This is a genomic window from Variovorax sp. J31P207, from assembly GCF_030316965.1.
GTDB classification, from domain to species: Bacteria; Pseudomonadota; Gammaproteobacteria; order Burkholderiales; family Burkholderiaceae_C; genus Variovorax; species Variovorax ginsengisoli_B.
This window is the reverse complement of the sequence record NZ_JASZYN010000002.1, coordinates 1121983-1137470: the sequence shown is the minus strand read 5'-3', so window position 1 is coordinate 1137470 and position 15488 is coordinate 1121983. Positions and strand designations below refer to the sequence as shown.

Annotated in this window: 24 protein-coding genes and 1 pseudogene; 13 read left to right on the top strand and 12 right to left on the bottom strand. The window is 62.4% G+C overall.

Annotated elements, in window-relative coordinates; all coding sequences use genetic code 11:
* From QTI68_RS11095 to QTI68_RS11080, 4 genes and pseudogenes are all read left to right on the top strand, one after another.
* A pseudogene (locus tag QTI68_RS11095) lies at window positions 1-195 on the top strand (type IV pili methyl-accepting chemotaxis transducer N-terminal domain-containing protein); the annotation flags it as partial.
* 514 nt (window positions 196-709) lie between these two features.
* The gene (locus QTI68_RS11090) at window positions 710-1261 is read left to right on the top strand and encodes a hypothetical protein (RefSeq protein WP_286521531.1); all 552 of its coding nucleotides are present in this window, start codon (window positions 710-712) and stop codon (window positions 1259-1261) included.
* A 268-nt stretch (window positions 1262-1529) separates the two neighbouring features.
* Window positions 1530-1667: a hypothetical protein gene (locus tag QTI68_RS11085; RefSeq protein WP_286521530.1), complete on the top strand. Its 138-nt coding sequence runs from the start codon at window positions 1530-1532 to the stop codon at window positions 1665-1667.
* A gap of 282 nt (window positions 1668-1949) precedes the next feature.
* The gene (locus QTI68_RS11080) at window positions 1950-2078 is read left to right on the top strand and encodes a hypothetical protein (RefSeq protein WP_286521528.1); all 129 of its coding nucleotides are present in this window, start codon (window positions 1950-1952) and stop codon (window positions 2076-2078) included.
* Between the two features lie 74 nt (window positions 2079-2152).
* Here the strand turns inward: QTI68_RS11080 and QTI68_RS11075 are convergent, their stop codons facing one another.
* The 3 genes from QTI68_RS11075 to QTI68_RS11065 form a co-directional block, all read right to left on the bottom strand.
* A complete protein-coding gene (locus tag QTI68_RS11075) occupies window positions 2153-2620 on the bottom strand; it encodes a ferritin-like domain-containing protein (RefSeq protein WP_286521527.1) in 468 nt (155 codons plus the stop codon).
* Window positions 2621-3825: 1205 nt separating this feature from the next.
* Entirely contained in the window at window positions 3826-4482 is a 657-nt protein-coding gene (locus QTI68_RS11070) for a nucleotidyl transferase AbiEii/AbiGii toxin family protein (protein ID WP_503011654.1), read from the bottom strand.
* Complete coding sequence (locus QTI68_RS11065; RefSeq protein WP_286521524.1) at window positions 4479-4970, bottom strand: helix-turn-helix domain-containing protein; 492 nt, start codon at window positions 4968-4970, stop codon at window positions 4479-4481. Before QTI68_RS11065 ends, QTI68_RS11070 begins: the two co-directional genes overlap by 4 nt.
* A 243-nt stretch (window positions 4971-5213) precedes the next feature.
* Here QTI68_RS11065 and QTI68_RS11060 point away from each other — a divergent pair, with 243 nt between their 5' ends.
* A complete protein-coding gene (locus tag QTI68_RS11060) occupies window positions 5214-6239 on the top strand; it encodes a tyrosine-type recombinase/integrase (protein WP_286521522.1) in 1026 nt (341 codons plus the stop codon).
* Window positions 6240-6283: 44 nt separating this feature from the next.
* On the opposite strand, the gene QTI68_RS11055 is transcribed toward QTI68_RS11060, so the two are convergent.
* The 3 genes from QTI68_RS11055 to QTI68_RS11045 form a co-directional block, all read right to left on the bottom strand.
* Window positions 6284-6481, bottom strand: a complete 198-nt coding sequence (locus tag QTI68_RS11055; RefSeq protein ID WP_286521521.1) for a hypothetical protein — start codon at window positions 6479-6481, stop codon at window positions 6284-6286.
* Between the two features lie 100 nt (window positions 6482-6581).
* Window positions 6582-7925: a type II toxin-antitoxin system HipA family toxin gene (locus QTI68_RS11050; protein WP_286521520.1), complete on the bottom strand. Its 1344-nt coding sequence runs from the start codon at window positions 7923-7925 to the stop codon at window positions 6582-6584.
* 3 nt (window positions 7926-7928) lie between these two features.
* Window positions 7929-8171 carry a helix-turn-helix domain-containing protein gene (locus QTI68_RS11045; RefSeq protein ID WP_286521519.1) on the bottom strand — a complete coding sequence of 81 codons (243 nt, stop codon included), beginning with the start codon at window positions 8169-8171 and terminating at the stop codon, window positions 7929-7931.
* A 358-nt stretch (window positions 8172-8529) separates the two neighbouring features.
* Between QTI68_RS11045 and QTI68_RS11040 the strand changes: the two genes are divergently transcribed.
* Together QTI68_RS11040 and QTI68_RS11035 are read left to right on the top strand one after the other, a co-directional pair.
* Window positions 8530-9048: an H-NS family nucleoid-associated regulatory protein gene (locus QTI68_RS11040; protein WP_286521518.1), complete on the top strand. Its 519-nt coding sequence runs from the start codon at window positions 8530-8532 to the stop codon at window positions 9046-9048.
* Window positions 9049-9171: 123 nt separating this feature from the next.
* Window positions 9172-9444, top strand: coding sequence for a hypothetical protein (locus QTI68_RS11035; RefSeq protein WP_286521517.1), 273 nt, complete (start codon window positions 9172-9174; stop codon window positions 9442-9444).
* Between the two features lie 125 nt (window positions 9445-9569).
* Here QTI68_RS11035 and QTI68_RS11030 read toward each other — a convergent pair whose 3' ends face one another.
* A complete protein-coding gene (locus QTI68_RS11030) occupies window positions 9570-9776 on the bottom strand; it encodes a hypothetical protein (protein WP_286521516.1) in 207 nt (68 codons plus the stop codon).
* A gap of 298 nt (window positions 9777-10074) precedes the next feature.
* Here QTI68_RS11030 and QTI68_RS11025 point away from each other — a divergent pair, with 298 nt between their 5' ends.
* From QTI68_RS11025 to QTI68_RS11015, 3 genes are all read left to right on the top strand, one after another.
* Entirely contained in the window at window positions 10075-10428 is a 354-nt protein-coding gene (locus tag QTI68_RS11025) for a hypothetical protein (RefSeq protein WP_286521515.1), read from the top strand.
* Between the two features lie 442 nt (window positions 10429-10870).
* Entirely contained in the window at window positions 10871-11044 is a 174-nt protein-coding gene (locus QTI68_RS11020; RefSeq protein WP_286521513.1) for a hypothetical protein, read from the top strand.
* 287 nt (window positions 11045-11331) lie between these two features.
* On the top strand, window positions 11332-11901 hold the full coding sequence (locus tag QTI68_RS11015; RefSeq protein WP_286521512.1) for a glycine zipper 2TM domain-containing protein: 570 nt from the start codon (window positions 11332-11334) through the stop codon (window positions 11899-11901).
* A gap of 187 nt (window positions 11902-12088) precedes the next feature.
* Here QTI68_RS11015 and QTI68_RS11010 read toward each other — a convergent pair whose 3' ends face one another.
* Complete coding sequence (locus tag QTI68_RS11010) at window positions 12089-12463, bottom strand: RidA family protein (RefSeq protein ID WP_286521511.1); 375 nt, start codon at window positions 12461-12463, stop codon at window positions 12089-12091.
* A gap of 384 nt (window positions 12464-12847) precedes the next feature.
* On the opposite strand from QTI68_RS11010, the gene QTI68_RS11005 reads away from it, so the two are divergent.
* Window positions 12848-13321, top strand: coding sequence for an ASCH domain-containing protein (locus tag QTI68_RS11005; RefSeq protein ID WP_286521509.1), 474 nt, complete (start codon window positions 12848-12850; stop codon window positions 13319-13321).
* Between the two features lie 116 nt (window positions 13322-13437).
* Here QTI68_RS11005 and QTI68_RS11000 read toward each other — a convergent pair whose 3' ends face one another.
* Complete coding sequence (locus tag QTI68_RS11000) at window positions 13438-13707, bottom strand: hypothetical protein (protein ID WP_286521508.1); 270 nt, start codon at window positions 13705-13707, stop codon at window positions 13438-13440.
* 39 nt (window positions 13708-13746) lie between these two features.
* Between QTI68_RS11000 and QTI68_RS10995 the strand changes: the two genes are divergently transcribed.
* Entirely contained in the window at window positions 13747-14046 is a 300-nt protein-coding gene (locus QTI68_RS10995) for a hypothetical protein (RefSeq protein WP_286521507.1), read from the top strand.
* Between the two features lie 22 nt (window positions 14047-14068).
* Entirely contained in the window at window positions 14069-14407 is a 339-nt protein-coding gene (locus QTI68_RS10990; RefSeq protein WP_286521506.1) for a hypothetical protein, read from the top strand.
* 176 nt (window positions 14408-14583) lie between these two features.
* Here the strand turns inward: QTI68_RS10990 and QTI68_RS10985 are convergent, their stop codons facing one another.
* Genes QTI68_RS10985 through QTI68_RS10975 form a run of 3 tightly spaced genes read right to left on the bottom strand, consistent with a single transcriptional unit; the run spans window position 14584 to window position 15468 of the window.
* A complete protein-coding gene (locus QTI68_RS10985; RefSeq protein ID WP_286521505.1) occupies window positions 14584-14865 on the bottom strand; it encodes a hypothetical protein in 282 nt (93 codons plus the stop codon).
* On the bottom strand, window positions 14862-15242 hold the full coding sequence (locus QTI68_RS10980; protein WP_286521504.1) for a hypothetical protein: 381 nt from the start codon (window positions 15240-15242) through the stop codon (window positions 14862-14864). Before QTI68_RS10980 ends, QTI68_RS10985 begins: the two co-directional genes overlap by 4 nt.
* Before the next feature lies 1 nt (window position 15243).
* Window positions 15244-15468, bottom strand: coding sequence for a hypothetical protein (locus tag QTI68_RS10975; protein ID WP_286521503.1), 225 nt, complete (start codon window positions 15466-15468; stop codon window positions 15244-15246).
* Window positions 15469-15488: the final 20 nt, after the last annotated feature.

Sequence of the window (15488 nt, the reverse complement as noted above, 5' to 3'; positions counted from 1 at the left end):
CCGGAGGCGACGACGGCCATCAAGCAGGAGATCGAGCTCGCGCGGAATCAATGGGTGTTCTATGCGGCTGCGCTTGCGCAACGGGGTGTTGAGATCGCCTCACCGGAGCGCTGCGCGAACGTGTTCGCGTCCAGCGAAAACATTCTGCTTGTAATGGACAAAGTGACCAGCATGTACAGCCGATTGACTTCCTGACCTGTGAGGCTGCCCGATCGCTCCATTGAAGCGATCTGTCGAAGATCGATTGTTCCGTTGGCCAAGGCTATTTGGGCTGCTAACCTTGCCCAAGGAATCCGCACCCCATAGCCGAACTCATGAGTGGGGTGATCGTACTCTCGGTGCGGAATGAAACGGTGGTCCCGGATACTTCCTTTGAGCGACTTACGAACACAGCTTGCGCGCAGAAATTCCAAGTTCGTAAGTCCCTGTCGCAAAACGACGTTTCGTCCCAAAGCGCACCGAATTACAAGATAAGTACGACCACCCCAGTGGCTCGCCGTTCGTCAAGGATGCCGCGAAATAAATCACGGTTGCCAGTCGCCCTCGGCGGATTCTCTTGGCTTTGCGTGACTTCCATGGGAATCCCGTCGCCTTTATGCCGCAAGCTCTCATGTTTATAGCGCGCCCCACACTAAAGTAGAGCTTCAAGCACCATCGGCGACCGAGGAGGAGCGCAGGGAAATGGGAAGACCCATCTCATTCGCGCCACATGACCTACCAGAGCATTCGAATCACCGGGCCACACGAAGCCTTCTATCAACTTGGGCAGCCCATGTCTGTGTACGAGGGGGGCGTCCTGTTGGCGACATTGGACCCCGTCCTGGTATTGAACGGAGGGACACAGATTCACGTTGAAAGCCTTGCCCCAACGAAAGTGATGGTGGATGAACGAAGGCACTTTGGACGCTTGATCTTCTTTGAGATTTGCGCATTCGTCTCGGAACACTTCCCCCAGGTACAGGCCATCAGCTTTGTCTTTCCCCGCCCGATCGACTGTCAAGGAGGACCCGCGCAGCAAGCGGCTTCGCGCGCGGCCGCGCTGGGTCGGATTGGGGTCGAAGACGTTCGCATCACCCCCTACACGTCGGGCGCGCACGTGGTGTCCGGCACCTGGGTCTACAACGAAGCGAATCTTGCAGCGCTGCATGTCGCGCTGGCCGAGCAGCGTGCGATCTTTGATGCTGACCCGATCGTTGAGGCCAAATTCGGGGTCGCGGGTGCGATTCGGCGCCTGATTGCGCGGCTGAGGCCCGATCGGTAGCGTGCGCTGTGGCACGATTCCCCGCCTGCCACGCCCACATTTCATCCGGAACCGCTTCCCTCATCACGCCCACCGATAGCCAGGCGAATCAGAGCGACGGGTACCGGATGCTGGCGTGTGTGGACGGCGCCGGCGTGCGCCTAGGCGTTCTGCTCTTCACTGAATCTTGACCTCTTTATCGCTTCTCCTTCCTGCCTTCAGGGCCGGCCGAAAAGCCACCGTACCTCTAGTTTTAATAAGTCCGGAATTCGGGGACGACCACCTACGCGTGGGTGTCGCGCAGGTGTTCGCCCTGTTCCACGAGCGCCTCGCCGTGGCGCCGGATGATGTGCTGAACCTGCGGCAGAAGCCGAGCTCGGCGCACCTCTTCGAGGCAGCCAACGGTGTGCGGACGGACAACAGTTGACCCTCGCCAAGCAGTTCCCAACCATGACCGCTGATGTCCGAGGAGTACTTGCAAGAACGCACGTCGCGGCAGATGCCAGGTTTCAGTCCGGATTCCATTTCGTGCGGCTGCGGCAGCGATGCTGATCGGATGCGTGACGCTCACGGGTGCGCAAACGGACCTGCAGCGTTACAACGACCTCATCGCGCGCTGCAATGATGGTTCGCTGCGAACCCCGCCACGCAATGCGTGTGAGCGCGCGGGGGGTACTCGGCAGACCTCCAGACAGATAACAGGTCCACCGTGATCTCACTCAGCGGCGCGTCGAGGGAAGGCACCGACTCCAGCACCCTCTACACCTCGCCGGACGGCCGCGCGGTCATCGTTCCTCCGGCTGGCGCCGCGCCGCCGGCTGACGCCGTGACCCACTAGGCGCTGCGCCGAGATGAGAGGCAGTCATCCTGTTGCGACGCGATTCACACCGCCGACCGTGGGCGGTCGAAGGCTCACGGCACCGGCTTCGCCGAGAACGCTGCGACATCTCCAGGTTTGCGCAGCATCTTGTCGACGTCCGCGGCGTGCAACTCCTCGGCGTGGATCATCTGGCGCGCGAACTCCTCCAGTGCCACGGAGCGGCCTTCCACCAGCGACAGCAGTTCGCGATACAGGGCCAGCGCACGCGCCTCGTTGTCGAGCGATTCGCGCAGCATGGCGGCGATGTCATGCTGGTGCGAATCGAGCAGCGACCCGATAGCGAGCGAGGGGTACTCGCCGAGCGTGGTGATCCATTCGCCAACCTGCTGCGCATGCAGCAGCGATTCGTTGGCCTGTTCGCGCAGCCACGAGACGATGGGAATCCGGCCGAAGCCGAACACCAGGAAGGAGTAGTGGGTGTAGCGCACCACGCCGGCCAGCTCGGCTTCGAGCAGCCGGTTGAGCACGGAGACGACCTTTGCTTGATCGAGCTTTTCCATGTCAGTGCCCGCGGAGGGTGAGGATAGGAAATTATGCGCCTCGCTCCCGTGCTCCCGTGAGGCCGCTTTTTGGGTTGTCATACAACCAGGCCATCAAAACAAGCACAGCTCCCTCTGACCAATCAGGCAGCCGACCCTGACCGGAACTTTGCTGAACCGCACACCCCCAACTTCTGGATGCTCTCCCACCCCCTTCGGCGCGCGCTTTGGCTCCGGGGCCCAAAAGCAAGCGGGCGCGATCGGCGACAACCATGACCGTGTCAATCTGTCGAGAAAATGCGAGTACCACGATCCATTGACCATTCCAGTTGTCGATGAAGTCTCGAGCTTTCGTGCACATCGCGAGTCGCGCGCTAACGGGGGCGAGGCGCGGCGTGGCCAGCGCCACTCGGCACCTCTGCTGGCCCTTCCAATGAAGATCTGCGTGCCCGGAGAACGCTTCGCTCGGGCTCTCAATCTCGACGCGCCCCACCAATCCTCTGTTCTCAAACTCCGAGTCGTGCTCGTTCAAGATGTCGCTGATGGTGGCCCTCCCGTGAGCCTGCGCGGCCAAGAAAAAGCCCGCCGAAGCGGGCAAGACCAAAGTGGTCGGAGGAGGACTCATGATGGAAGGCGCTCCTGAACTGAAGCTGAACTCTGAAGGTCAAAAGCGCTGGACTGTCGCTGCGCGATTTGCGCGAGCGAGGCACTTGTTCATGGCGCCCAACCTGACGGGTTGAATTGCAGGCATCAGTCTCAGCGCTGTCGAGACTTTCGGCGGCGACGCAGCCGTGCTGCCGTTTGTCAACGCTCGAACTACCGCTAGAGGCCGGCAGCGACGGCAGTCGCGGCTACCAGAGCCTCCACCAGGGTCGACGCGTACGCATGTGCAGTGGTCGAAGGTCGAGGCTGTCGACAATGCTGGCTGCCGCACCGAAGCGGTTGGCCGGTTCGGGATGCTCATCTGATGAGGCGCGATCGTCTCGGGTCGCGTCATGCATCGAACGCGGGGCTTCCGGGTTCAGCGAAGCGGAGACTGTGTCTGGAGCGGGCATGACAGTAAAGTTGGCAGGAGCTTCGTGGGCCTGGCACGCGCCCCATCGCTCGAAAGGCCTGTGGGTTGCATGGCAGTCGAGCGAACCATAACCGACTCCTGCGCAACGCCTGCGTGCATTTTGTGCGGGCCTTCGGCATCAGCGCGGCGGCATGGAATGAGGCGTTGACCACTACAGACTGTCTAGAAACTCTCCGACCGTAGCCGTGCAATGGTCGAATCCCGGCGTGTAGTCCAGCGTAGCGATGGCATTGAACGCGGCGCGCAAGCCGGCATGCGGCTCCCGAATCTGGGCCAGGAAAGCAGCCCGATGGCGCAGCAGGAACGGTGTCGCAGCCAGAAGTGGCTCGGGCTCCCGCTCGATCACGAGCGCAAAGTCGAACAGATCGCGCGCCGTGACGCGATCGCCGCGGTGGTACATCTTCTTGGCAATGATTTCAGCGGCCGTCTCCACTCTCACGGAGCGGCCGCCGATGTCCCAAGTCTCCCAAGCATCGGCCAGCAAGTTGGGAGCGGCCACGAAGTCGACCTCCCCCTCCTCGAACACCAGCTTGACGAAGGCGCCGGGCTGCTCGGTGTAGTCCTGCGTCAGATCTGCTGCCGTGTCGCTCAATCGAGGCGTGACAAAGCCGAGGTACTGCGGATCAGGCACAAAAATGTCGATGTCCTTACTCAACCGATGGCGGTGACGGAACATCAGCACAGTCCCACCGCCGAAGGTCCAGAACGGATCCGCGATGCCGCCGTACTGGCTGATCTCGTCGATCAGCGCCAGGGCCCGCGGGAACAGTTTCTCCCAGGGTCCGCCTGGCAGCGACCCGGACTTCACGCCCACAGCGCCCGCCGGTGCACGGACAAGGATTCGGCGAGCTTTGCCACGTTTCGCCAGACCTGTCGAGGAGGCAGATGCGCGCGTGAGGCCGTCTCTTCCACCGCCATCACGACGATGGGCACGGGCGCTTCATCGAGCAAATGGGTCAAGTGCGGGGCAAAGGAGGGTGGCACGTCACCGCTCGCCAGGGCCTGCTCGAGCGCCTCGGGGGCCAGTTCGCGGGCATAGCTGACGCTGGCCGTCTTGGCCGCCATCCACAGGCCGCGCTTCTTGCGCCGCGCCTGCGTATCCGGTGTTGGACTGTCCAGACCCAACACCGCCATGACCTGCCCCACGCGGTTGACGCCCAGGTCGCTGAGTGCGCCGTTTTCCAGGCCAACCAAGGTTTGACGAGACAGGCCGGTCAGATGCGCCAGCTGCGCTTGGGACAGGCCCAACTCAGCGCGCCGCGCTCGCACTGCATGGCCGATGTCGACAAGGTTCATGACAGATAGGATCGAAGATTGTCCAAAATATTGGACATATTACGCCTGCCCCGCCCTCCCCGCAAGGAGGCTGCTTGGGCCTCTTCCCCCTCCTGATCAAGAGCAGAGGTGGTGACGTGTCTTCGTCGCGGCGAGCAATTACGCTAACGGCGCACCGAAGATTTCTAACCGAAATCCGAACACCCGCACTCCAATGCACTTGCTCGCACGCTGGCAGAATGCTCGTTCGCCGTTAGCGTATTCATGCCCTCCTATTCCCTCTTCGACGAAATCCCCTCCGAGGGCCATCGCCTCGCATTCGAGCGATGGCTGGATGGCCAGCGGGCCTCCGGTTCCCTGCGGCAGCCCGCCTCCGTCGAGGTCTACCGCGACATGTGGGGCGCCTTCACCGCTTGGTGCCTGGGCCAGTCACCGGCGGTCACCCTGGCGTCGCTCGACTTGCGCGATCTGCAGGCCTTCCAGGCGGCGCGCTTCGGGCGCAAGAGCTCTGACATGTCGCTCTCTCCCCGCCATGCGCTTCGTCTGATGCGCCTCGTCGATCGGGTCTTGCGCCACCATGCGGCCCAGACCGGCGAGGCGCCGAACATGGCGGCTTCCGACTGGCTAGCCGCCCATCCCGAGGTTCGGTATGCGGAAGCGGCCCATGCGGATCCCCTGCCCGAGTTCCTTTCGGTGGCCGAGGCGAAGCACCTGATCACGTTCCTGTCGGATGCGCGGCCCCGGCCCGGGCTCACAGGCGCACGGCGCGACAGCCATGCCGCCTTCACCTGGCAAGAGCTTCGCAACCGGTGTGCGGTCGCCTTGCAGTTGGGGGGTGGCTTGACGCCGGGCGACGTCCGTGCCCTCACCCTGTCGTCACCGATCTCGCGCGGCGGCCGCGTGCGCGATCGTCCCTGGAAGGTCTCCGTGCCGGGCGACGGGAATTCCGCCGCGCGCGAAACCCCTATTGCTCCCTGGGCCGGGGAACTGCTGCAGCACTGGCTGCAGGTTCGCGCGGAAGCCAGCATCGAAGGCGACTTCCTTTTTCCGTCGACGCGTACGGGCAAGCAGTGGCACAAGGAGTCGCATTACAAATGCGCCAAGACAGTGCTGGAGGATGCCGGGATCGACAGCCGCGAGGGCGGCTCGTTCCGCCTGCGCCACACCTTCGCCTTGCGGCAGCTGCGCCGGGGCTTCGAGCCCGAGACGGTGGCGACCTGGCTGGGCGTCGAGCCCGAGGTCATGGGGCGGTACCGGCGCGTGGTGGCAGCGCCTATCGATGTGGTCTGAACCGAGGACGCAGGAGGGTGGCGCCAGCCCACCGTGCTCGCGCTTCAGCGGCCCTGGTTCAGCCTCTCCCGTCCTTGGAGTGTCAAGAACTGGCCGCCTCGCGGATCGGCCGCAACCAATCCGTTCGACTTCAGGCGGTCGGGAACTCTGATTTGGTTGGTGGCCGCCCGCCGGGTGTCGGCCTCGAGCAGCACCTCGAGTGTCCGCCACTGTTCGTCGTTGAGCCGAATCTTCGTCACCATGGCATCTCTCCTGCGGCGTCTTGGACCCCGGGCAGACTTTGCCGAGTGACTGTCGGCGGCGATGTGCGTTTACGCACAGGATTTCGCTGCTGACCGGCTATCAATTCGCCGGCATCGCGTCCAGGCGCATGGCCGAATCGGCCAAGCCTTCCAGGATGCCGTCCGCAACCCGGGCGGGGAAATCGCTTGGCAAGCTCGCAGTCACCTCTTCGATCACGTCCAGCGTGCGATCGAGGATGTCTTCGATGATCGCCTCGGCCGTGGGAGCGTAGAAGCATTGGGCCGCCATCGCATTGAAGTGCCGACGCTGCACGTCCTTCATGAGGTAGTGGCGGTTTTTACCCGAAACAGCCATGGCCAGCTTGACCCTGTGCCAGTTGAACTGGTTAGGGCCTTTTCCGGCCGCGGGCCAGATGGACATGACGTCGTATAGCGGCGTCATTCGGTACAGGCCACCGGCGAGCAGGTGGAGACTGAAGTTCTTGGCGTGCCCGTCTGGCGCGGCCAGCATCCAGAAGAGGATCTGGGCGGTCAGCAGCGTGCGCAGGTCCTCCTGGGCGGACTCCGAGTTCCTCAGCACCTGGGCGAGACTCTGCACCCCCGGCCCGCCGTCGGCCTCGTACTTGAGATGAGGCGATACGCCAAGGGCCTGGCAGAAGTCTTCCTGGGGCAGCCGCAGGTACCAGGTGCCGCTGGCGTGCAATTGGCGGTCGAAGCGCTTCACGCTCAGCACGCGCTGCTCGCCGAAGGTCTTGATTTCCGTCTCCGCCACCGGCAGGCCATAGGCTCGAAGGATCGCCAGGCACAGCCATTCGTTCTCGACGGACGTCTGGAGGTCGACCTTCCTGTTCCCGACCAGGCCGAGCGGGAGCTTGAGGATGTGCGTGGTCGGGGTGGACCCGTGCGGGCGCAACCACTGGCCGTCGTGCCACAGCAGCGCGGTTTTCTCCTGGGCACCCGCCAGCGAGATGCGGAAGTCGTCCTCGTCATCGTCGGCGCCGAATGCATTGGCAGTAACCGATTTCGTCAGCAACAGCTCGATGTCCTCGTCGTCCAGGGGGGTGCCCTGGATGCGATGGACGCCTTCTGGGCCTTCATCCTCAGGGAGAAGCTGCACCGCACCCACGCAATCCCGCCCGATGGCCTTCAGGAGGTCGAAGGGCTCCAGGGAAGCGATCTTGAATCGGGACGCGATGCGCTTGCGGATGGCATCGCTGTCCGGCAGCAGGTTGTCGAAGTAGTTCTCCACGCGGTCGCCCCTGAGAAGGGTGTTCCCGTCGACCCCGAAAGGAAGGGACAAGGACAGCGGGCGGCCGACTGGCGAGTCCATCCAGCCCTGGTCGTACTGGAGCTCCACGGGACCGCGCGTGGGGATGCGCCAGGTGCCCACCCTGACCCCGTTGGCCCACACAGACAGCGCCTGCGCGTGCGTCTTTCTTCCCATGGCCTACCACTCCGAGGCCGCAGACGGGCCCGCACGGTCCAGCACCTTGATGCGAAGCTCGTACAGGCCGGTCAGCGCGAGCAGTTGCTCGACCGTCAAGGAGGAAGGGTCCGTTTCCAGCACGGACAGCCGGCTCTGGCTGATGCCGATACGCGCACCAGCCTCGGCCTGTGTCAGCCGCTTGGCTTTGCGCGCGCTCGCCAGAAGATGACCGAGCTGGGTTGGATTGGAGAGGAACCGTTCCATGGCGAATATTCGTTTGACAGATATCTGCAGTATATTCCTCTTACGCATAAAGACAACATATCTGTGCGGCGCATTTATCTCAGGTATGCGCTGAGGGATTCCGGGCGCGATTCCGAACCCGCAGCGAGGTAGTCGACGAGCCAGAGACAAGATGCAATCCATGTCCTCTGAGCCGATTGGATCGGTGCGATTCAATCGCATTGGCGCACGACTACATCCGCACAATGCCTGTTGAGGTCGTCAACTCAGTGGCTCTCTTAAGTACTCAAGTCAACGCGAATTGCCGTGTTTCGAGCTTGGAGTGGCAGAATCACTCGTAGCGAAGGAAATACTTCGCACCTGACTACGAAAGCAAGCAATGGCAAAAAGCTACCAGCAGATACAGAAGCAGATCCAACAACTCCAGCGCCAAGCCGACGCGTTGCGTGACAGCGAGATCAAAGGCGTGGTTGACCGCATCAAGGTCGCGATTGCTCACTACGGGCTGACCGCCGCTCATTTGGGCCTTGACTCCGTGTCGAGCAAAGGCGCCAGGAAGAAGGCTTCATCAAGGTCCTTGGCTCAGTTCAGCGATGGCGCGGGCAATGTCTGGTCGGGCCGTGGCCCACGTCCGCGTTGGCTCCGTGATGCACTGGCCGCGGGCCGGTCGATCGACGAATTCCGAGCAGGCTCGAACACGAAGTCCAAGCTGGCTTCCGCGATCGACAGCTTGGAAGCTGCAATGCCGGCAGCCAAGGCGAAGAAGGCCAAGCGCGCGCCTTCAAAGGTCAACTACAGCGATGACGCCGGCAATTCGTGGACCGGCCGCGGTCCGAGGCCCCGTTGGCTGAAGGCTGCGCTGGACAGCGGCAAGACGCTGCAGGATTTCGCCAAATAGCCATTCGCTGAACAAGGCACGGGGATCGAACTGACCATCCATGGAACCACAGGGGTGACTTCCGCTCTTTCCGAACGCTGCGTCAGGAACGCTTCCAAAGCTCGGCGTAGCGGCGCTGGTGACGTGGACTCGCCCTTCCTCGATTTCCTGCATGCCAACCGCTATTCCGACATCCGCCGCGTAAACGGCCTTGTCTGCGGCCTGTCCCGCTTCAACTTCACCTATGGCTTGGTGGTCGATATCGGGTGGTCAGGCTACGGGCGTCGCTACTGCTACGAATTGGAGAGTGACGCTCGAGCAGCGCTGGCCACCTGGGACGGCGAAGATCACCCGAGCGGACCATGGATCAAGTGCAAAGGCGCCGGCATCGATCTTTTGAATCCGTTGATGACGTAAGGAAGACAAGAATGTCCTATCTCGTCGACATGCCACCCGCCATTCGACAGCGCTTCTGGATTTTGCGCGGGTGTGGTCGTTTCGCTGCGGCAGAGAATCGCGCTCCGTTGGCCGGCGATGGCTCATCACTGGGGGCCAGGTTCTAGCGCGCCGATGTGCTCAAGAATGCGGTGATAGACCTTCGGGTGAAAGAGCAGACCATCCGGCAGCATCACCTTGAACTTCGGTTCGGCCTGGAAGCGCTCGATGACAGACGGCGACGTCACGTAGCCATGGGTACCAATGACCAAGTTCCTGAATTTCGCACGAGGCGTGTACGCAGCTTCGAGCACCTCGTTATCCGTAGCCCATGCGACGGCCCACGCGGCCAGTTCGCAGTTAGTGGTCAGGTCGACGAGGGTCTTCGTCGCGTGCTTGCTGTCCGTGAGTAGCTCAACCTGAATTCGTCATCCTCTGTTATTGCCCCATTGTGGTCTGCCGCTCTACAAGACTTCACGTTTGGCGGGTGCGAAAAACAGAAGGATGTCACGGCGTTCTGTCATCCGACGACGGAACGCCGCGTTGTAGGTGTGACCAGGCCGAAATTTGAGGCTGGCCAAAAACCTCTTCAACTCCTACCGTCACACACCCATGAAGCGCACCCTCCTCTCGTTCGCAGCCGTCACCTTCGCACTCGCCGCTGGCACCTCGTTCGCGCAAGCGCCCGCCGCAGCCGTTGCGCCTACCCCCGCCCCCGCTGTCGCGGTCGCGCCGGCGGCTGCGGTCAAGGCTCCGGCAGCTGTCGCAGTGCCCGCTCCTGCTGTCAACAAGGCCGCCGCGCCCGCAGTCGCCCCTGTGGTCGCCGCACCGGCAGTCGAAACCGTGAAGCCGGCTGCCAAGGCTGCTGAGAAGCCGGTCAAGCACACCAAGCACGGCAAGGCTCACAAGAAGTCGAGCCTCGGTGTTGCCAACAAGGCTGCACCGAAGACGCCTGCCGCTGCCTGATACCCAGGACTACCGACCTCCCAGCGCGAAGCCCCCTCATGAGGGGGCTTTTCCGTGTCCGACGTGAATTGAACACGGGGAACTCGCGCTGGAGAAAAACAAGAGCCCCGACACTCGGGGCTTTTGTTATTTGGGATACGCGTCAATCCCTGAGTGCCTGATAGCCCGCGGGCATGCACTTGAACGTTCCCCCGATGCCCTTGACCAATCCTCGTGAAGAAGCTCACGAATTCGTGGGACATCCGTGCGCTCGCCGATGGCGGACATTTAAGCGGCATGCGCAACGAAGACTCCCGCGACGCCTGGTTGAACCAGTCCCACCCGCCGACGACGGCTTGGGAGGAAGAGCTACGAGGTCATCCAATCGAATGTTGTTCTGCTCGCAGCAGCTGAATGGCTCGACTTCTTGGATGTTCCTGCGGGTTTGACTAGAGACCAGGTCATGGGCGAGGTGGATTCAGTCGCCCTCGTGGTGGACCCCGAACTCATCGCAAGCGTGTACGTCAACCCGCACTGGGACCCAGAGCACAAGCTCGACCTGCTCTTTGAGGGGACGATTACAGCGATGAACGGCGAAGCGTTCGACCTGGTCGATGGCACTTTGGTCCTGCGCTGAGCTGCGTTGCCGTGGGTCAGAAAGCGGCCAGAACCGGCTGGTCAGCTCCACCGCAGAATTCGCGTAGCAGCCGTTCGCGGGGCCCGGACAACCGGCTCAGTACGGTTGCGCCCACGCCTCGCGCGGAGAGGTGTTGTAGACCTTCACCCGCGATGTCGGGTCTCGGCGACAGACTTGACACGCCTCGGACTTCGTTACATCTGGGTTGTCGTCCGCGTCACCCGGCAGATTGCGCTGCGCGTTGTAAGCGGCAGGTCGGCAACCCTGCAGACCAACAAGTGCTTCAAATGGAAATGACACAACCCGCAAATCGCATTCATCCTTTGATGGCAGGCGCGGCCATCTCCGTCATCCTTGTGAGCCTGCTAGGCGCTGCCGCTTTGACCGGCGTCCTGCCGAACGTGCATGCCTCCGCGACGCCTGCGGCACCGGTTGCCGCGCAGGCGCCGGTGGTTGCGCCTCCATCCGCATTCGCGCAGCAGATCACGCCCCCCGTTGTGGTGGCTCCACAAGACCGCGGTGAAAACGCCGTGCACAGAACGGTCGTGCATCACTCCCCGACCACACACGCACAACCGCCATCGGCCTCTCCGTCGTACGCCCAGGCATCCACATATCCGCAGCAGCCCCCAACCACGCAAGCCGCATATTCGCAGGTCCCGCCCGCAGCCCCTCAGCCTGCGCCGGCGACGCAATACAGCCCCGTTGGCATCGGCGTCGGCGCAGTGGTCGGAGGTTTGCTGGGGAACCAGGTCGGCAACGGCAACGGCAAGACCCTGGCGACCATCGCCGGAGCCCTGGGTGGTGGCTATGTTGGAAACGAAATTGCCAAGCGAACGCCCTCAGTGGCGCCGTAAGTCTCCGGCGGTTCGGCCGTTGAAGGCGCGATAGGTCAGGCAACAGTGTGGAGTCGATTCTTGTTCCCTCTTCTGCCAATCGCTTCCGCGACGAATCGTGCGCCGATGTGCTGAGACGGCACACGCCAAAAGCGAACGCAAGGCGTGGGGGTCCGATGCTTGGTCGGGCGACAGGTTCGTACGGGGCTCAAGCCTTATAGGCAACTGCCTCGATTTCGACCTTGCTGCCGGCCACGTTCTTCGCCTGTAGGGTCGAGCGTGCCGGCCAGTGACCAGGGAAGAATTCGCCATAGACGCGATTGAATTCCTCGAAGTCGCTGACGTCTTCGAGCCAAACGTTCGTCTTCACGACATCCCCCAGCGTGCAACCCGCGAGCGCAAGCGCATGAGCAATGTTCCTCAACGTCTGGCGCGCGTGTGCCTCAATGCCGCCCGCGATGATGCAGCCGTCTTCATCTCTTGCGACCTGACCGGATACGAAGACGAAGTCTCCGGCCTTCGTTGCCATCGAGCGGGGCAAGTTGCGCGTCGCCTGATTGGTCTCTGAAAAGCATTCAATCATTTCGGTACCCCCAAGAAGAACCCCCTGGGCCTTTGCGACTCACGATGGTCGGGTGGGACCGCTCTCAGAAAGACCGCAGGTACTACGCCTTTTACGCCTCCTACCCCCGGCAGTCATCCGTTTCGTCCACTTCCTGCGAGCATCGCGAGATGCTTCCAACTAGCGCGTACATCCGCTTGACGCACTTTTCGCCGACTGACTGGGCGGCTACAGTCGGCCAAGAGCGGACTGTCGACGCGCCCCCTCGCGCTGGTCGAGCGATGGGCCCGCATTCTTGTCACCATGACAAGATTCAGCCCTAATCTTGTCATCTGACAAGATTAGGCCAGGACCGAACATCGGCGCCGACCTTCAAACCGAGCGTCATAGCTGCCCAGGACGAGCATGAGCATTCCTTCAAACATCGCAGTGTTCTGGGACGCCTTCTGCGCCGAAGTCGGAGTGGATTGCTCCGACCGGTTCTTTGAGGCGTTCCACTTCGATGACAACGAGGCCACTGCCGACGAACTTGCCAACCTCGTGCTTGCAGGCGTCAAGCGGGCCACCGCCGGGCTCCTCTGGTCATTTGAGAGCGCTCGCGGTTCACCGCCAAAGCCAGGCGCCCTCAGTGTCGTAACTTACTGGGATGGAAGGCCCGCCTGTGTCATCGAAACGCTGGAGGTCAAGGTGTTGCCGTTCGAGCAAGTCACAGCGGAGTTCGCGGCAGTCGAGGGTGAAGGTGATGGGTCGTTGGAGTACTGGCGCCGGGTGCATTGGGCGTACTTCGGCCGCGAGTGCGCGCGTCTGGGCCGAGAACCGAGCATGACCATGGATGTTGCGTGCGAGCGCTTCAATGTTGTCTTCCGAGCCAATGCTTGAAAGAAGCACGTTGCAGCCAGGTGCACACCCCACCGGCTTGAACCGGCCACAAGCCGACCTTCACCGTATCCGTTCAATCTCGCTGCCCGTGGGCCTCGGTGTCCAGTAGTTCCTGCTCACAACAGCGAGCCGAGAACCTTGCCTTTTTCCTTTGGTTCCGCCTTCGCGATGGCTTGGTGCTGAGTCTTGGAGAGTGGCATCAATTTCTCCCCGTCCTGTTCGACGAAGACCTCGTCCCGCAGTCTAGCGAGCGCGTACAGGGCGGTCTGGGTTTCGTTGAAGCCCAGTTTCTTGGCCAGCGCCCGGAGCGCGTCTCTCGACACGGTAGTCAGCGTGTCGTCTTTGAAGTTCAGCCTCAGTGGCTGCTGGGTGGTAGTGGCAGGCATTGGGGGCACAATTCGGCGCAAAGCGCCGCACATCAGAACATGAGTCAACTCAGCCCACCCGACCTCGCACTCTATCGCGCAGTGGACGAAGTACTTCACTACCTGTGGGACCCCATCGGGGTCGCGAGCATCCCTGGAGCACGAGACGAATACCACGGCTATCTCCCCCACATCTTTGGGATGCTCAAGAACGGGAGCGTCGAGGATGAACTTGCCGAGTACTTGAGTGGCGTCGCGACCAACCGCATGGGGCTGTCGGCTAGGCCGGACCACGACCGCGCGATAGCCAGACACCTGCTGAACTGGAAAGCGGCGTTGAGCGAACAGCAAGGCCAATGACGGCAAGACGCGGACACGACGAGTGAGCACGTTCTACGATTCATCTGCTGCGCCTGACCCCCAGGTCTGGCTTTCTACTTCCTCTCAGCAGCAGCTTCGGCTCGTGCGAAATTTTTACGCTCAGGCCCGCGATGGAGGTGTCGGCAAGGTGCACGTGTTGCTCCACTCGAACGTCGAAACTCGGATTGCGAGGGGACACGGCCCCACGACCAAAGCGATGTTCAGGTTGCAGTCGCGAGGGCTTTCGCGGCAGGAGGCGATTTCTGCCATCTGCCAAGCTCTCCTCAAAGTTGGTGTTGGTGACGTTCCGGGTCGTGCGACCTTGGAAACCGAGGAAAACGTGGCGCTCAACCAACTTTAGGACTTCGAACAAGGAGGCACCATTCGCAACGGGCGCCAGGCCGTCATGAGCGTCCGCTTTCGCTGACGCGCTACTTCCGCTTCGGGCCCATTCGAGTCTTCCCCTCTTCTCCGTAGCGGCCGTTCAGTGCCAGCCGATGAGCCAGCGGCGTTTCCTTTGCGCTGCACTTACTCGTGTCAGCCTCCGCCGCAACGCTGTCGACCGAGGACGCGGTTGAGCAGTCCGCTACGAACGATGCCCAGAAGGCTCGTCGCTGTGAACCCCGCTTGCTGCGTCAGCAAGCCCCAATGCCGGTCGTCGATGGCGAAGCCGAGCATGCAGAAGTTGGCGATGAGAAACGCGATCCAGCCATAGCGGGACAGTCTGGAGTTCGTCGCCAGGAGCAGTGCCCCGGTGAGCCCGAAGAGCGAACCCGACCACTCGAGCATTGCCGACGAGATGAAGAGATGCAAATTCATCGGCGGGCTCCCGACGAGAAGCTGCTCGACGCGGGGGACCGTGCAGCGGTCTCATCCCGGCGCGGATACGCCGCCGTGGGAACGCAGCCGAGCTCGTGCGGGCCCGCTAGGCGCGCATCGAAGCGCGCTGAGCGCGGCGCCGGTGGATACAGGTCGCGCTTGGCGACCGCGATCGCCGCCTCCCGCGTTCGAGCGCGGACGTAGGCCGTCCTCTTGTAGCTGGGCTTCTTGGCCGGGCCGGCCACCACGTGGACGGCCCACTTCTTCCACTCGCGGGTGGACCAGTAGGCAATGCCAGTCTCCTCGTCCGGGAAGATCAGGCGAAGACTCCTCGCGGCCGCTCCACACCCATGGCCAAGCGAGCTTACGTTGCCCATGTCACGCCCTCCCCGCCGCCGAAGGCGGCATCAACGGAATCCAGTGCTCTGCGCGAATGCGCGGCGCGATGGCGAGCAGCTGCTCGCGCAGCCGGGCCTCCTCGACCTGGTAAGGCGGAACGGCGCACCACCGATGCAGAGTGGTCGGGAAGGCCCGCGAGTAACTGGCACACCACACGGTGCCGCCGACTGCCGAAGGGGCTTGAAGAATGATCTGTTGATTCATGGTTGGTCTCTGAAGAAGGG

Coding starts and splice junctions, on each gene's coding strand:
- QTI68_RS11090 (WP_286521531.1), top strand. CDS start 710: ATGACCTACCAGAGCATTCGAATCACCGGGCCACACGAAGCCTTCTAT.
- QTI68_RS11075 (WP_286521527.1), bottom strand. CDS start 2,620: ATGGAAAAGCTCGATCAAGCAAAGGTCGTCTCCGTGCTCAACCGGCTG.
- QTI68_RS11065 (WP_286521524.1), bottom strand. CDS start 4,970: ATGAACCTTGTCGACATCGGCCATGCAGTGCGAGCGCGGCGCGCTGAG.
- QTI68_RS11060 (WP_286521522.1), top strand. CDS start 5,214: ATGCCCTCCTATTCCCTCTTCGACGAAATCCCCTCCGAGGGCCATCGC.
- QTI68_RS11055 (WP_286521521.1), bottom strand. CDS start 6,481: ATGGTGACGAAGATTCGGCTCAACGACGAACAGTGGCGGACACTCGAG.
- QTI68_RS11050 (WP_286521520.1), bottom strand. CDS start 7,925: ATGGGAAGAAAGACGCACGCGCAGGCGCTGTCTGTGTGGGCCAACGGG.
- QTI68_RS11045 (WP_286521519.1), bottom strand. CDS start 8,171: ATGGAACGGTTCCTCTCCAATCCAACCCAGCTCGGTCATCTTCTGGCG.
- QTI68_RS11040 (WP_286521518.1), top strand. CDS start 8,530: ATGGCAAAAAGCTACCAGCAGATACAGAAGCAGATCCAACAACTCCAG.
- QTI68_RS11025 (WP_286521515.1), top strand. CDS start 10,075: ATGAAGCGCACCCTCCTCTCGTTCGCAGCCGTCACCTTCGCACTCGCC.
- QTI68_RS11020 (WP_286521513.1), top strand. CDS start 10,871: ATGGGCGAGGTGGATTCAGTCGCCCTCGTGGTGGACCCCGAACTCATC.
- QTI68_RS11015 (WP_286521512.1), top strand. CDS start 11,332: ATGGAAATGACACAACCCGCAAATCGCATTCATCCTTTGATGGCAGGC.
- QTI68_RS11010 (WP_286521511.1), bottom strand. CDS start 12,463: ATGATTGAATGCTTTTCAGAGACCAATCAGGCGACGCGCAACTTGCCC.
- QTI68_RS11005 (WP_286521509.1), top strand. CDS start 12,848: ATGAGCATTCCTTCAAACATCGCAGTGTTCTGGGACGCCTTCTGCGCC.
- QTI68_RS11000 (WP_286521508.1), bottom strand. CDS start 13,707: ATGCCTGCCACTACCACCCAGCAGCCACTGAGGCTGAACTTCAAAGAC.
- QTI68_RS10995 (WP_286521507.1), top strand. CDS start 13,747: ATGAGTCAACTCAGCCCACCCGACCTCGCACTCTATCGCGCAGTGGAC.
- QTI68_RS10985 (WP_286521505.1), bottom strand. CDS start 14,865: ATGAATTTGCATCTCTTCATCTCGTCGGCAATGCTCGAGTGGTCGGGT.
- QTI68_RS10980 (WP_286521504.1), bottom strand. CDS start 15,242: ATGGGCAACGTAAGCTCGCTTGGCCATGGGTGTGGAGCGGCCGCGAGG.
- QTI68_RS10975 (WP_286521503.1), bottom strand. CDS start 15,468: ATGAATCAACAGATCATTCTTCAAGCCCCTTCGGCAGTCGGCGGCACC.